The sequence below is a fragment of the Kribbella sp. NPDC026596 genome, assembly GCF_040638415.1.
GTDB lineage: Bacteria > Actinomycetota > Actinomycetes > Propionibacteriales > Kribbellaceae > Kribbella.
In genome coordinates, this window is the sequence record NZ_JBEZYF010000022.1 from 36,353 (window position 1) to 48,719 (window position 12,367).

15 protein-coding genes are annotated in these 12,367 nt (G+C 68.3%); 10 read left to right on the top strand and 5 right to left on the bottom strand.

All coding sequences use genetic code 11. From position 1 onward, the window contains the following. Positions 1-10: 10 nt before the first annotated feature. The 4 genes from AB0E63_RS19965 to AB0E63_RS19980 all read left to right on the top strand — a co-directional run bounded on the left by AB0E63_RS19965 (position 11) and on the right by AB0E63_RS19980 (position 2,436). Complete coding sequence (locus AB0E63_RS19965; RefSeq protein WP_360367919.1) at positions 11-967, top strand: asparaginase; 957 nt, start codon at positions 11-13, stop codon at positions 965-967. A 73-nt stretch (positions 968-1,040) separates the two neighbouring features. Continuing rightward, positions 1,041-1,439 (top strand): helix-turn-helix transcriptional regulator, encoded by a 399-nt coding sequence (locus tag AB0E63_RS19970; RefSeq protein WP_360367921.1) that lies wholly within the window; start codon positions 1,041-1,043, stop codon positions 1,437-1,439. A gap of 33 nt (positions 1,440-1,472) precedes the next feature. After that, positions 1,473-1,994, top strand: a complete 522-nt coding sequence (locus AB0E63_RS19975) for a hypothetical protein (protein WP_360367924.1) — start codon at positions 1,473-1,475, stop codon at positions 1,992-1,994. A 91-nt stretch (positions 1,995-2,085) separates the two neighbouring features. Continuing rightward, the gene (locus tag AB0E63_RS19980) at positions 2,086-2,436 is read left to right on the top strand and encodes a DUF2516 family protein (RefSeq protein ID WP_360367927.1); all 351 of its coding nucleotides are present in this window, start codon (positions 2,086-2,088) and stop codon (positions 2,434-2,436) included. Between the two features lie 2 nt (positions 2,437-2,438). Here AB0E63_RS19980 and AB0E63_RS19985 read toward each other — a convergent pair whose 3' ends face one another. Next, the gene (locus tag AB0E63_RS19985; RefSeq protein WP_360367930.1) at positions 2,439-3,239 is read right to left on the bottom strand and encodes a L,D-transpeptidase family protein; all 801 of its coding nucleotides are present in this window, start codon (positions 3,237-3,239) and stop codon (positions 2,439-2,441) included. Between the two features lie 88 nt (positions 3,240-3,327). Between AB0E63_RS19985 and AB0E63_RS19990 the strand changes: the two genes are divergently transcribed. Further along, positions 3,328-3,831: an O-acetyl-ADP-ribose deacetylase gene (locus tag AB0E63_RS19990; protein ID WP_360367932.1), complete on the top strand. Its 504-nt coding sequence runs from the start codon at positions 3,328-3,330 to the stop codon at positions 3,829-3,831. Here the strand turns inward: AB0E63_RS19990 and AB0E63_RS19995 are convergent. After that, the gene (locus AB0E63_RS19995; RefSeq protein ID WP_360367935.1) at positions 3,819-4,379 is read right to left on the bottom strand and encodes a L,D-transpeptidase; all 561 of its coding nucleotides are present in this window, start codon (positions 4,377-4,379) and stop codon (positions 3,819-3,821) included. The genes AB0E63_RS19990 and AB0E63_RS19995 overlap by 13 nt on opposite strands. Before the next feature lie 189 nt (positions 4,380-4,568). Then, complete coding sequence (gene typA, locus AB0E63_RS20000) at positions 4,569-6,431, bottom strand: translational GTPase TypA (RefSeq protein WP_360367938.1); 1,863 nt, start codon at positions 6,429-6,431, stop codon at positions 4,569-4,571. Positions 6,432-6,693: 262 nt separating this feature from the next. Here typA and AB0E63_RS20005 point away from each other — a divergent pair, with 262 nt between their 5' ends. Next, the gene (locus tag AB0E63_RS20005) at positions 6,694-7,356 is read left to right on the top strand and encodes a TetR/AcrR family transcriptional regulator (protein WP_360367941.1); all 663 of its coding nucleotides are present in this window, start codon (positions 6,694-6,696) and stop codon (positions 7,354-7,356) included. Here AB0E63_RS20005 and AB0E63_RS20010 read toward each other — a convergent pair whose 3' ends face one another. Both AB0E63_RS20010 and AB0E63_RS20015 read right to left on the bottom strand, forming a co-directional pair. Next, entirely contained in the window at positions 7,357-8,103 is a 747-nt protein-coding gene (locus AB0E63_RS20010) for an SDR family NAD(P)-dependent oxidoreductase (protein WP_360367944.1), read from the bottom strand. It abuts the gene before it with no gap. 12 nt (positions 8,104-8,115) lie between these two features. Further along, positions 8,116-8,304, bottom strand: coding sequence for a hypothetical protein (locus AB0E63_RS20015; RefSeq protein WP_360367947.1), 189 nt, complete (start codon positions 8,302-8,304; stop codon positions 8,116-8,118). Between the two features lie 92 nt (positions 8,305-8,396). Between AB0E63_RS20015 and AB0E63_RS20020 the strand changes: the two genes are divergently transcribed. From AB0E63_RS20020 to AB0E63_RS20035, 4 genes are read left to right on the top strand one after another with little or no spacing between them, the layout of a single operon-like run. Further along, positions 8,397-9,554 (top strand): amidohydrolase family protein, encoded by a 1,158-nt coding sequence (locus tag AB0E63_RS20020; RefSeq protein ID WP_360367949.1) that lies wholly within the window; start codon positions 8,397-8,399, stop codon positions 9,552-9,554. 56 nt (positions 9,555-9,610) lie between these two features. Next, positions 9,611-10,903: a D-inositol-3-phosphate glycosyltransferase gene (gene mshA, locus AB0E63_RS20025; protein ID WP_360367952.1), complete on the top strand. Its 1,293-nt coding sequence runs from the start codon at positions 9,611-9,613 to the stop codon at positions 10,901-10,903. A gap of 7 nt (positions 10,904-10,910) precedes the next feature. Then, entirely contained in the window at positions 10,911-11,399 is a 489-nt protein-coding gene (locus AB0E63_RS20030; RefSeq protein WP_360367955.1) for a YbjN domain-containing protein, read from the top strand. 10 nt (positions 11,400-11,409) lie between these two features. Beyond that, complete coding sequence (locus AB0E63_RS20035) at positions 11,410-12,156, top strand: phosphoglyceromutase (RefSeq protein ID WP_360367958.1); 747 nt, start codon at positions 11,410-11,412, stop codon at positions 12,154-12,156. Positions 12,157-12,367 lie beyond the last annotated feature (211 nt).

Below are 12,367 nucleotides of genomic sequence, written 5' to 3' on the forward strand. Positions count from 1 at the left end.
CAGTTCAGCCGTGACCGAACCTGTGATCCTGGCCGACGTCGTCCGCAGCGACTTCGTGGAGGGCCATCACCGCGGCTCCGTCGTGGTGACCAACCCCGACGGCACTGTCGCCTGGGCGGCCGGCGTCGTCGACCAGCCGATGTTCCCGCGCTCGTCGAACAAGCCCATGCAGGCCCTCGGCATGCTCCGCAACGGCCTGCCCCTGGACGGCAACCTGCTCGCGCTCGCGGGTGCATCGCACTCGGGTGAGCAGATCCATCTCGACGGTGTCCGCGAGATCCTCGCACTCGCGGGCAAGGACGAGTCGGTTCTGCGGACGCCGGCGCAGTACCCGCTGGACGACGCGGCCCGGGATGCCTGGGTACGCGCGGGGCACGGTCCGGAATCGATCACGATGAACTGCTCCGGCAAGCACGCCGCGATGATCCTCACCTGCCACCTCAACGGCTGGCCGATCGACGACTACCGGTTTCCGGATCACCCACTGCAGAAGGAGATCCGGACCGCGATCGAGGACTCGGCCGGGGAGAAGGCCTCCTACATCGCCGTCGACGGCTGCGGCGCCCCGATCTTCGCGCTCACCCTGGCCGGCCTCGCTCGCTCGTTCGGCCTGTTCGCCGCCGCGGCCCCGGGGACCCTCGAGGCGCGCGTGAAGGATGCGTTCCGCGCGTACCCCGAGTACGCCAGCGGGAGTACGCGCGACGAGGCCGAGCTGATGCGCGCGGTCGACGGCCTGTTCTGCAAGGCCGGCGCCGAAGGTGTGTACGCCGTCGGCCTGGCCGACGGCCGGGGGATCGCGGTGAAGCTCGAGGACGGGCAGCCGCGCGGCCGCAAGGTTGTGATGGCCGCTGTCCTGCAGCGCCTCGGCATCACCAACGACACCATCGAGCGGCACCTCCGCTTCCCCCTCCTCGGCGGCGGCGTCGAGGTCGGCGCCGTACAACCGCATCCTGCGACGTTCAGCTAGTTTCCAGCCCGCGTGAGCGGGCTCACGGTGGTCGTGCTTGCAATTGCAAGCACCTTGCTAGCACACTGGATGCATGGCCAGGTTGAGTGATCGTGCAGCTGGGGCGGTGGGCTCCCTCGGGGAGTACCTCGCCGAACAGCGGCGGCATGCGCAGTTGTCGTTGCGGCAGCTGTCGGACCTGGCCGGGGTGTCGAACCCGTATCTGAGCCAGATCGAGCGTGGCCTGCGGAAACCGTCGGCCGAGGTGCTGCAGCAGCTCGCGAAGGCGTTGCGGATCTCCGCGGAGACCCTGTACGTACGGGCCGGCATCCTCGATCCGGACGACAGCTCGGAGGGCTCGCGGCCCACGGGCGTGGTCGACGCCGTCCTGCTCGACCCCGCACTGAACGAGCGGCAGAAGCGCGTCCTGCTGGACGTCTACGCGTCGTTCGTCCGTGAGAACACAACCCCTGACGAGCACACCACCAAGTAATCACTTCCTGCTGAAAATCCGAGGAGAAGCCTGATGGCTACCCGTACGCCTGTTACCCCGTTCTACGCGATCGCCGGCGCCGGCGACCTCGCGGTCGAGAAGTTCCGCGCGGTCAGCGAGGACGTCACCGCCCGGTTCGCCAAGCTGGACCAGCAGACCCTGCAGGCCGAGCTGACCAAGGCCCAGACCGAGTTCGCCAAGCGTTTCGAGGCGATCGTCGCCGACGCGAAGACCACCCCGGCCAAGCTGCGCGAGCTGCCGAAGACCGCGCAGGCCGGCTTCACCACCGTCCTCGGCCAGGCCGAGGAGACCTACGAGGACCTGGCCGGCCGCGGCAAGGACCTGGTCGAGCGGATCCGCCACCAGAAGGCCACCGAGGACCTGGTCGCCAGCGCGAAGACCACGGTGAGCAAGGCCAAGGCGACCCGCACCACCGCCAAGAAGACCGCCGACACCGCGACCCGCAACGTCAAGGCGACCACGACCAGCGCTCGCAAGACCGCGAAGACGGCCGCCAAGGCCGCGACCGCCGCCGCCGACAAGGTCGGCGACTGACGGTAACGAACAGCCCAGTTCTGGGTGAATCCGATGGCCGGGCGGCTCTCAGCAGATGAGGCCGCCCGGTCTGTCGGTTAGGCTCGTAGGCATGCTCCCACTCGCCACGTTCCCGAACCTCTTTCCCGGGTTCGCAGGTCCGCTCGAGATCATCTGGTGGGTGCTGCTCGGACTCAAGCTGGTGGCGCTGGTCGACGCGGCCTTCCGGCCCCGGGCGGTGTTCGTCGCCGCGGACAAGCTGACCAAGCCCGGCTGGGTGCTGATCCTCGTCGTGTTCACGCTGAGTCAGCTTTTCCAGGGCTGGCTGAGCTTCTTCGGTCTGATCGGCATCGTCGCGGCCGCCGTCTACCTGGTCGACGCCCGCCCGGCGCTCCGCGCCGCCGCCGGCCGCGGCCGAGGCGGCTGGGGCATCCGCCGCCGCCGGGGTCCGCGTCCGCTCTGAAACTAGGAGCGGTAGACGATCACCTTGTCGCCGACCTTGACCTGGCCGAACAGGATCTTGATCTTGCCCAGGTCCCGCACGTTCACGCAGCCGTGCGAGGCGCCGTTGTAACCGCGGGCCGCGAAGTCGGACGAGTAGTGCACCGCCTGGCCGCCGCTGAAGAACATCGCGAACGGCATCGCCGAGTCGTACAGCTTGGAGACGTGGTTCCGGCTCTTCCAGCCGACCGTGAAGCTGCCCTCGCGGGTCGCAGTCTTCACCGCGCCGAACCGCACGTCCAGCTGCATCTTCACCACGCCGTCGACGACGTACCGCAGCTTGCGAGTGCTCTTGTCGATGCACAGCACCACACCCGTTGCGCAGCGCGCGTCGAGCTGCTTACCGTTCACCACCGGCGCCGGCGGGTACAGCTCGGTCTGGGTCGGCACATGGGTGACCGCGGCAAGCTTGTCCAAGGTGTTCTGGTCGACGTACCCGAGCTGCGGAATCCCCTTGGACTGCTGGAACTTCTTCACCGCAGACCGCGTCATCGTCCCGTAGTCGTTGTCCAGGTAGCGCTTCTCCAGCAGCTTCAGCTGAACCAGGCGAGCCTCGACCTTGCGTACGTTCGTACCGCTGGAGCCGTTCTTCCACAGCGCCTTCGGGTAGATCGGCAGCTCACCGGTGACCTCGAACGGCACGGTCTTCAGGTCCGAGGAGTCCGTCGGCGCCGCCGTCGCGCTCGTTCCGGAACTGAGGAGTGCAGCAATTCCGGCGCCTGCGACCAGTCCGGTCAGCATCTTGCGAATGATCAGCCCGCGCATCGGACACCCCTCTGATCGACCCGTCCCTACACTTGTGGGACGTCCTCACCGGTCTTTTGGTTGGCTCAGCGTACCCGAGGAACTTCGCATGGAGATCGTTCTCAGCACCGCGGACATCACCACGGTCCCGGCCGATGCGATCGTCAACGCAGCGCATCACGCGCTTCGCGGCGGTGGTGGCGTGGACGGTGCGATCCATCGCGCCGGCGGTCCGGAGATCCTCGCGGAGCTGATCGATCGCTATCCGAACGGCACCCCGACCGGTACGGCGGTCTGGACCACAGCGGGCGCGCTTCCCGCGTCGTACGTGATCCACGTGGTCGGGCCCAACTACAACGCCGGCCAACGGGATCCAGCCCTGCTCGAGTCGTGTTACCGCAATGCTCTGCGGATCGCGGACGAGCTCGGCGTCAAAACCCTTACCCTCCCTGCGGTCTCGGCCGGCATCTACGGCTGGCCGGCCCGATCAGCAGCGGAGGTCGCCGTACGGACAGTTCTCCGTACGACGACCTCCGTCGAGCGCTCGATCTTCTGCCTGGTGGACCCCAGGCTCTATCGGGCTTTCAGTCAGGTGCTGGATCAGCCGCTGTAGACGACGACCTTGTCGCCGACCTTGATGCGGGCGAAGATCCAGGCGATCTTCTTCTTGTCCCGGATGTTCACGCAGCCGTGCGAGGCGCCGTTGTAGCCACGGGCCTTGAAGTCCGAGGAGTAGTGCACCGCCTGGCCGCCGCTGAAGAACATCGCGTACGGCATCGCGGACTTGTACAGCGACGACACGTGGTTCTTCGACTTGCGGTAGACCTTGAACGTGCCGTTGCGCGTCGGTGTCTTGCTGGCACCGAAGCGGGCGTCGGCGACCTGGATCGCCTTGCCGTTCACGACGTACACCAGCTTGCGGGTCTTCTTGTTGATGCAGAGCACCCGGCCCTTCGTCAGGCAACGCTTGTCCAGCCGGTACTTGCCCACCACCGCACTGGACTTCGCCGCCGTGGCCGCCTTCTGCGGCGCGACCACGACCAGGGGCGCAACCTTCGGTGCCACCGTGACGGCATCGGCCGTCGTGGTGGCGGAAAGTGCGCCGACGCCCACGAACGCGGCGGCCGTCAGAGTAGCGCCGAGCTTACGCAGAATGCCCATGTTTCCTTGTCCTTCCCCCAGCAGAGTTGCTTGCACAAGACAGACGTCAGCAGCTGGCGTCTGGTTGGTAACGATCCGGAATTTTCTTCCCCCGCGACCGGCCGAGCAATGGTGTATCACACCGCTGTGATTCGGCTCGCGTCGTTCCGCCGACCGTGTCCAGTTCGTGCCCAAACACCCAGGCTGCGTTCAGCTCTTGCTCTTGCGACCCAGCTTCGAACGCTCGACCTGGGTGAGGGCGACCTTGCGCATCCGGATCGCGTCCGGGGTGACCTCGACGCACTCGTCCTCGCGGCAGAACTCCAGCGACTGCTCGAGCGACAGCTTGCGGGCCGGCACCAGCTTCTCGAACTCGTCCGCGTTCGAGCGGACGTTGGTCATCTTCTTTTCCTTGGTGATGTTGACGTCCATGTCGTCGGCGCGCGAGTTCTCGCCGACGATCATGCCCTCGTACACCTCGGTGGCCGGCTCCACGAACATGGTGCCGCGCTCCTGCAGGTTGATCATCGCGTACGACGTCGCCGCGCCGGTGCGGTCCGAGACCAGCGAGCCGGACGGGCGCGTGCGGAGCTCGCCGAACCACGGCTCGTAACCCTCGAAGACGTGGTGGGCGATCCCCGTACCGCGGGTGTCGGTGAGGAACTCGGTCCGGAAGCCGATCAGGCCGCGGGCCGGCACCAGGAACTCCATCCGGACCCAGCCGGTGCCGTGGTTCGTCATCTGCTCCATCCGGCCCTTGCGGACCGCGAGCAGTTGGGTAACGGTGCCGAGGTATTCCTCGGGGCAGTCGATCGTCAGGCGCTCGACCGGCTCGTGCCGCTTGCCGTCGATCTCGCGGGTGACCACCTGCGGCTTGCCGACGGTCAGCTCGTAGCCCTCGCGGCGCATCTGCTCGACCAGGATGGCCAGCGCCAGCTCACCACGGCCCTGCACCTCCCAGGTGTCCGGACGCTCGGTCGGCAGGACCTTCAGGGACACGTTGCCGACCAGTTCGCGGTCGAGGCGGTCCTTGACCAGGCGGGCGGTGACCTTGGTGCCCTTGGTCCGGCCGGCCAGCGGCGAGGTGTTGGTACCGATCGTCATCGAGATGGCCGGCTCGTCCACGGTGATCAGCGGCAGCGGCTTGGGGTTGTCCGGGTCGGTCAGGGTGTCGCCGATCATGATCTCGGGGATGCCCGCGATCGCGACGATGTCGCCCGGTCCGGCCGAGTCGCCGGGGACGCGCTCGAGCGCCTCGGTGACCAGCAGTTCGGTGATCTTGACCTTCTGGATCGTGCCGTCGTGGCGGCACCAGGCGACCTGGGCGCCCTTCTTCAGCGTGCCTTCGTGCACCCGGACCAGCGCGAGCCGGCCGAGGAACGGCGAGGCGTCCAGGTTGGTGACGTGCGCCTGCAGCGGCGCGCCCTCGGTGTACTCCGGGGCGGGCACGTTGTTCAGGATCGTCTCGAACAGCGGCTCGAGGTCGTCGGAGTCCGGCATCCCGCCGTCCTCGGGCTGGTTCAGCGAGGCGCGGCCGGCCCGGGCCGAGGCGTACACGACCGGGAAGTCCAGGGCGGACTGGTCGGCGTCGTGGTCCAGCAGGTCGAGGAACAGCTCGTAGGTCTCGTCGACGACCTCGGCGATCCGCGCGTCCGGACGGTCCACCTTGTTGACCACCAGGATGACGGGCATCTGCCGCGCCAGCGCCTTGCGCAGCACGAACCGGGTCTGCGGCAGCGGGCCCTCGGAGGCGTCCACCAGCAGCACGATCGCGTCCACCATCGACAGGCCGCGCTCGACCTCACCGCCGAAGTCGGCGTGGCCGGGAGTGTCGATGATGTTGATCGTCATCTGCTCGCCGTTGGCCATCTTGTGCCGGACGGCGGTGTTCTTGGCCAGGATCGTGATGCCCTTCTCACGTTCCAGGTCGCCGGAGTCCATCGCCCGCTCGTCCACGTGCTGATGCGCGCCGAACGCGCCGGACTGCCACAGCATCGCGTCGACCAGAGTGGTCTTCCCGTGGTCGACGTGGGCCACGATCGCGACATTGCGCAGGTCGTTACGGACAGGCATGGGGAAGCGCTCCAAGCGATTGGGACTGGGTGTCAGGCGGTGGCTACGGCGTGTTGTGTCGCTCGAGAAGGCCACTCGACGCAGGGCGCAGCCCCTTCATCCTACCGGTGACGGCTCGTGTCCACGAAACCGGCGAAGCCTTTGACATTTGTTGACTGGACGTCCAGTCTATAGACGGCGCCTGGGGAGGGGCCTGAAACACGGGGGGTCAGCCCGGAAGCGCCGGGCACGAGAATGGGGGGTTGTCCGGCGCTTCGGGGCCATGACCAGGGAGCCAGGGAAGGGATCCGTGCCGCGCTCGGCCACCGTCAACCAGGAGATGCGAGAGCGCTCCAGGGAACGCATCCTGGCCGCCGCGCTGGAAGTCTTCGCCGCCAAGGGTTTCGAGGCCGCGTCCATCTCCGAGATCACTGAGTCCGCGGGCGTATCCCGCGGCTTGGTCTCGTACTACTTCGCCACCAAGGAACAGTTGGCGGCCGAGCTGCTGGACCGCTGGCTGGACGGCATCGCCGCGATCCTCACCATCCAAGGCACTCCGGACGAACGCCTGGCCGGCATCATCGACGGCGCCCTGATGGCGGCCGCCACCACGCTCCCGATCCAGCGGCTGGCCATCAGCCTGATGATGCAACCGTCCACCCACGACGTCTTCGCCCGCGTCGAGTCCGCGAAGTCCGCCCGCCTGGCCCAGGTCGAAGACGCCATCCGCGCCGTCTTCACCGCCCGCGGCGCCCCCGACCCCGCCGTCGAAGAAATGTTGCTAAGAGCAACCTTAGAGGGCGTGACAGTCAAACTGGCGATCTACCAAGAAACCTTCCCCCTGGAAGCCATCCGCCACCGCCTCTACACCACCTACAACTTGCCCACCCCGACGATCCCCCTCCCCGTCCCCTCCCCACCAGTAGACCGCCTCCGCGCCAAGTAGTTACTGGATGCGGTGGACTTTGTGTTGGGCGGCTTGGGCTCGGGGGCGGACGGTTAGGCGGTCGATGTTGACGTGGGACGGGCGGGTGGCGATCCAGGCGACGATGTCGGCGATGTCGTCGGCGGTGAGGGGTTCGGCGACGCCGGCGTACACGGCTTCGGCCTTGGCCTGGTCGCCGTCGAAGCGGGTCAGCGCGAAACCTTCGCTGCGGACCATGCCGGGTGCGATCTCGCAGACCCGGACCGGTTGGTCGAAGAGTTCGAGCCGCAGGGTGTCGACGATCGCCTTGGCTGCGTGCTTCGCGGCGACGTACCCGCCGCCGCCCTCGTACGCGACCTGACCGGCGGTCGAGCCCATCACGATGATCGTGCCGCGGCCGGCGATGAGGGCCGGGAGCAACGACTTGGTGACGGCCGCGACGCCGATCACGTTGACCTCGTACATCCGCCGCCAGGCATCCAGGTCCGCCTCGGCCACCGGCTCGAACCCGAACGCGCCGCCGGCGTTGTTCACCAGCACCGCCAGCTCGTCACCGACCGCCGCGGTCAGCGCCGCGACATCGTCGGCCGACGTCACGTCGCACTGCACCGCCCGGCCGTCGATCTCCTTGGCCAGCGCCTCGATCCGATCCAGCCGCCGCGCGGCGCAGATCACCTCGAAACCCTCCCGGGCCAGATACCGCGCCGACGCGGCACCGATCCCACTACTCGCTCCGGTCACGACGGCAAGAGGACGGTCGGAAGTCATAGACCAAGTCTCTCAAACTGCTTCGCGTCGACGGTCGTGCGTCTCACACCCGGCCGACGCCGGGCCGCGGCGACCACGACGCCCAGCGCGACACAGCTGATCGCCGCCGACCGCGGCCGTCACGGTGAGACCGGCCATCGCGAGCACCATCAGCATCAGCGGACGGTGCCAGGACTTCACTTCTTCGAAGACGGTACGCATGTCAATCATCGTTTCGGCGCGCGCCGTACCGCAGTGGGCCGAGTCCGCCAACCGGGGTGGTGGTAGACCCACCCTGAGAGAGACTGCCGATCATGGTCAGGGTCGCGCTGCGGGCAGGTCGGATCTTCGACGGCGAACGGCTTCTCGATCACGGCGTCGTGCTCGTCGAGGGCGGTCTGATCACCGGGACAGCGCGGGAGGTGCCCGCCGACTGGCCGGTGAGCGACGTACCGGGCGGCACCGTCCTACCGGGCCTGATCGATGCCCACGTGCACCTCACCGCCGACGCCGGCCCGGGTGCCCTCGACCGGCTGCGTGAAGCCACCGAAGACGTCGTGTTCGGCACGATCGAGCAGTCGTTGCGGCTCCACCTGGCCGCCGGTGTGACCACGGTTCGCGACCTCGGCGACATGAACGACGCTGTCCTGAACTGGCGCCACCGCGAAGTCCCCGGCTTACCAACCGTCGTCGCAGCCGGCGCACCACTCACCAGCGTGGGCGGGCACTGCTGGTGGCTGGGCGGTGAGGCCGAAGGCCCGGAGCAGCTCCGCGCTGCCGTACGGCGACGGGCCGAGAAAGGCGCCGACGTCATCAAGATCATGGCCAGCGGCGGACCCATGACACCTGGCTCCGACACGATGAACCCCCAGTTCACCGCCCCGGAGTTGGCAGCTGCCGTGGAAGAAGCGCACGCCCTCGGCCTCCCGATCACCGCCCACGCCCATGCGCTCGCCGCAGTACGCCAGGCCTTGGACGCCGGTGTCGACGGAATCGAACACTGCACCTGCCTGACGCCCGACGGGGTGGCCATCGACGACGAACTCCTCGCCCGACTCGCCGCCGCCGAGATCGCCGTCTGCGGAACACTCGGATCCGACGCGTCGGTCGTCGTACCACCGGAGATCCTCGAGGCGGTCGCCCGAGCCGGCATCACCGAGACGGCGCTGCAGCAGGCAGTACGCCGCGTGTACGACGGGGGAGCCCGACTGGTGGCCGGGTCCGACGGTGGGATCGGACCGGCGAAACCGCACGGACTCCTGCCGGCCACGCTGGCCGAGTACGTGCAGTCAGGCATCCCGCCGATCGCGGCCCTCACCTCCGCCACGTCCACGGCAGCCGACGTACTCGGCCTCGGCGACCGCAAAGGCCGCATCCGTCCCGGCGCCGACGCGGACCTCCTGCTGGTCAACGGCGACCCGGCAGACGACATCACCACCCTCGCCCATCCGGTCGCGGTCTATCAGGCCTGACTCGGATAGGGAGAAGTCCCGATTCCCGGTCCGATCGCCGGAGTTACGCTGACCAGGTGACCGAACCGTCCGCTGACCGTCCGCTGCGGCGGGTCGCGATGATCAGCCTGCACACCTCGCCGCTGGACCAGCCGGGCACCGGGGACGCCGGCGGCATGAACGTCTATGTGGTGGAGCTGTCCAAGCGCCTCGCCGACCTGGGGATCGAGGTCGACGTGTTCACCCGCGCGACCGCGTCGGCGCTCCCCGCGAGGGTCGAGCTGATGCCCGGGGTGATGGTCCGCAACGTCGCGGCCGGGCCGTACGAAGGGCTGACCAAGAACGAGTTGCCCGCCCAGCTGTGCACGTTCGCCCGAGCGGTCCTGCGGGCCGAGGCGATCCACGAGCCCGGCTGGTACGACGTGATCCACTCGCACTACTGGTTGTCCGGGCAGGTCGGACTGCTCGCCCGTGACCGGTGGGCGGTCCCGCTGGTCCACACCATGCACACGATGGCCAAGGTGAAGAACGCCAGCCTGGCCGAGGACGACGTACCCGAGCCGCCCGCCCGCCTCATCGGCGAGGAGCAGGTGGTCGAGGCCGCGGATCGTCTGCTGGCCAACACCGAGGACGAAGCGCAGGAGCTCATCAACCTGTACGGCGCTCAGCCCGCAAAGGTCGGCGTGGTCAACCCCGGCGTGGATCTGGACGTGTTCAGCCCCGGTGACCAGGTTGCGACCCGACGCGAACTCGGGTTGCCCGTGGATGCCGTCGTACTCGCGTTCGTCGGGCGGATCCAGCCGTTGAAGGCGCCCGATCTGCTGATCCGGGCGGCCGCGCGGATGCTCGAGCGGGACCCGTCGCTGCGGGAGCGGATGGTCGTCGCGATCATCGGGGGTCCGTCGGGCAACGGGATGGAGCATCCGGAATCGCATGCGGAGCTGGCCCGGACGCTCGGGGTCGACGACGTGACCCGGTTCGTGAAGCCGATGGAACGCGCGGGGCTGGCGCGGTGGTACCGGTCCGCTTCCGTTGTGTGCGTCCCGTCGTACTCGGAATCCTTCGGCCTGGTCGCCCTGGAGGCGCAGGCCTGCGGTACGCCGGTGGTCGCAGCTGCTGTCGGCGGCCTGAGTACGGCGGTCGTCGACGGGCAGACCGGGTTGCTGGTGCGCGGGCACCGGGTGGACGACTTCGCCGACGCGCTGGGCCGGATCGCGACGGATCCGCACACTCGCGAGAGCATGAGCCGGGCGGCGGTCAAGCACGCGCTCGGGTTCGGCTGGGAGCTGACCGCCCGCAGGACCCTGGCGGCGTACCGGACCGCCGCGGAAACGATGGCGGCGGAGATCGCCGCGGAGGTGGCTGGGTGAGAGTGCTGTGAGAGTTTCCGCGGCGGACGTGATCCGACAGGTCCTGACCGAGAACGAGCTCGACTTCACCGAGGCCGAGCCGGGCGTCTTCAGCGCGGATCTGCCGGGGGAGCGGAAGCTGAAGACGACGGTGTCGCTGACGGTCGGGGCGCAGGCGGTCCAGGTGCACGCGTTCGTGGCCCGGCACCCGGACGAGAACCACGAGGCGGTCTATCGCTGGCTGCTGGAGCGGAACCTGAAGATGTACGGCGTCGCGTTCGCGGTCGACCACCTGGGCGACATCCACCTGGACGGGCGGGTCCCGCTGCACGCGATCACGCCGACCGAGGTGGACCGGCTGCTCGGCGCGGTCCTGGAGTACGCCGACTCGTCGTTCAACACGATCCTCGAGCTCGGGTTCGCGTCGTCGATCCGCAAGGAGTACGACTGGCGCGTCTCCCGGGGCGAATCCACCCGAAACCTGGACGCTTTCAAGGGCTGGCTGGAGCCCAAGTAGGCTTGCAGCCATGACCTATCGCCTGATCCTGCTCCGCCACGGCCACAGCGACTGGAACGCCAAGAACCTGTTCACCGGCTGGGTCGACGTCGACCTGAACGCGCAGGGTGTCGAGGAGGCGCACCGCGGTGGTGAGCTGCTCCGCGACCGCGACCTGCTGCCCGACGTGCTGCACACCTCGGTGCTGCGCCGGGCGATCCGCACCGCGAACATCGCGCTCGAGGTGGCCGACCGCCAGTGGATCGACGTACGCCGCTCCTGGCGGTTGAACGAGCGGCACTACGGCGGCCTGCAGGGCAAGGACAAGAAGCAGACCCTGGAGGAGCTCGGCGAGGAGCAGTTCATGCTGTTCCGCCGTTCGTACGACACCCCGCCGCCGGCGATCGAGCGCGGCTCGGAGTACGACCAGTTCGGCGACCCGCGGTACGCCGGGCTCCCGTCGGAGCTGCTGCCCGCGACCGAGTGCCTCAAGGACGTCGTCGAGCGGATGCTGCCCTACTGGTACGACGCGATCGTGCCGGACCTGCGGGCCCGGAAGACCGTCCTGGTCACCGCCCACGGCAACTCGCTCCGCGCCCTGGTCAAGCACCTCGACAACCTGGACGAGGCGACGATCGTGGGCCTCAACATCCCCACCGGCATCCCGCTGTACTACGAGCTCGACGAGGACTTCCACCCGGTCACCCCTGGTGGCGAGTACCTCGACCCGGCCGCCGCCAAGGAAGCCATCGAGGCCGTCAAGAACCAGGGCCGCTGACCCCGCGGTAAAACGACACACCTTCGGCGCGGCCGCCACTTGCCGGCTTCGCCGGGGCGCGGTCCGTGGTCACGAGCCGATGCACCCGGCGGACGAGCATGTCGCCATCCGCAACACGAGGGGACAACCCCGTGAGGTGTGGCTTCGCCCCTCGCACACCAACGGAGAACCCACTACCCACGGGGATATCGCCTCGTGGGTAGTGGGTACA

Excerpts from the sequence above, each read along its gene's own strand:
- AB0E63_RS19970 (WP_360367921.1), top strand. The coding sequence starts at position 1,041 with ATGGCCAGGTTGAGTGATCGTGCAGCTGGGGCGGTGGGCTCCCTCGGG.
- AB0E63_RS19975 (WP_360367924.1), top strand. The coding sequence starts at position 1,473 with ATGGCTACCCGTACGCCTGTTACCCCGTTCTACGCGATCGCCGGCGCC.
- AB0E63_RS19980 (WP_360367927.1), top strand. The coding sequence starts at position 2,086 with ATGCTCCCACTCGCCACGTTCCCGAACCTCTTTCCCGGGTTCGCAGGT.
- AB0E63_RS19985 (WP_360367930.1), bottom strand. The coding sequence starts at position 3,239 with ATGCGCGGGCTGATCATTCGCAAGATGCTGACCGGACTGGTCGCAGGC.
- AB0E63_RS19990 (WP_360367932.1), top strand. The coding sequence starts at position 3,328 with ATGGAGATCGTTCTCAGCACCGCGGACATCACCACGGTCCCGGCCGAT.
- AB0E63_RS19995 (WP_360367935.1), bottom strand. The coding sequence starts at position 4,379 with ATGGGCATTCTGCGTAAGCTCGGCGCTACTCTGACGGCCGCCGCGTTC.
- typA (WP_360367938.1), bottom strand. The coding sequence starts at position 6,431 with ATGCCTGTCCGTAACGACCTGCGCAATGTCGCGATCGTGGCCCACGTC.
- AB0E63_RS20005 (WP_360367941.1), top strand. The coding sequence starts at position 6,694 with ATGACCAGGGAGCCAGGGAAGGGATCCGTGCCGCGCTCGGCCACCGTC.
- AB0E63_RS20010 (WP_360367944.1), bottom strand. The coding sequence starts at position 8,103 with ATGACTTCCGACCGTCCTCTTGCCGTCGTGACCGGAGCGAGTAGTGGG.
- AB0E63_RS20015 (WP_360367947.1), bottom strand. The coding sequence starts at position 8,304 with ATGCGTACCGTCTTCGAAGAAGTGAAGTCCTGGCACCGTCCGCTGATG.
- AB0E63_RS20020 (WP_360367949.1), top strand. The coding sequence starts at position 8,397 with ATGGTCAGGGTCGCGCTGCGGGCAGGTCGGATCTTCGACGGCGAACGG.
- AB0E63_RS20035 (WP_360367958.1), top strand. The coding sequence starts at position 11,410 with ATGACCTATCGCCTGATCCTGCTCCGCCACGGCCACAGCGACTGGAAC.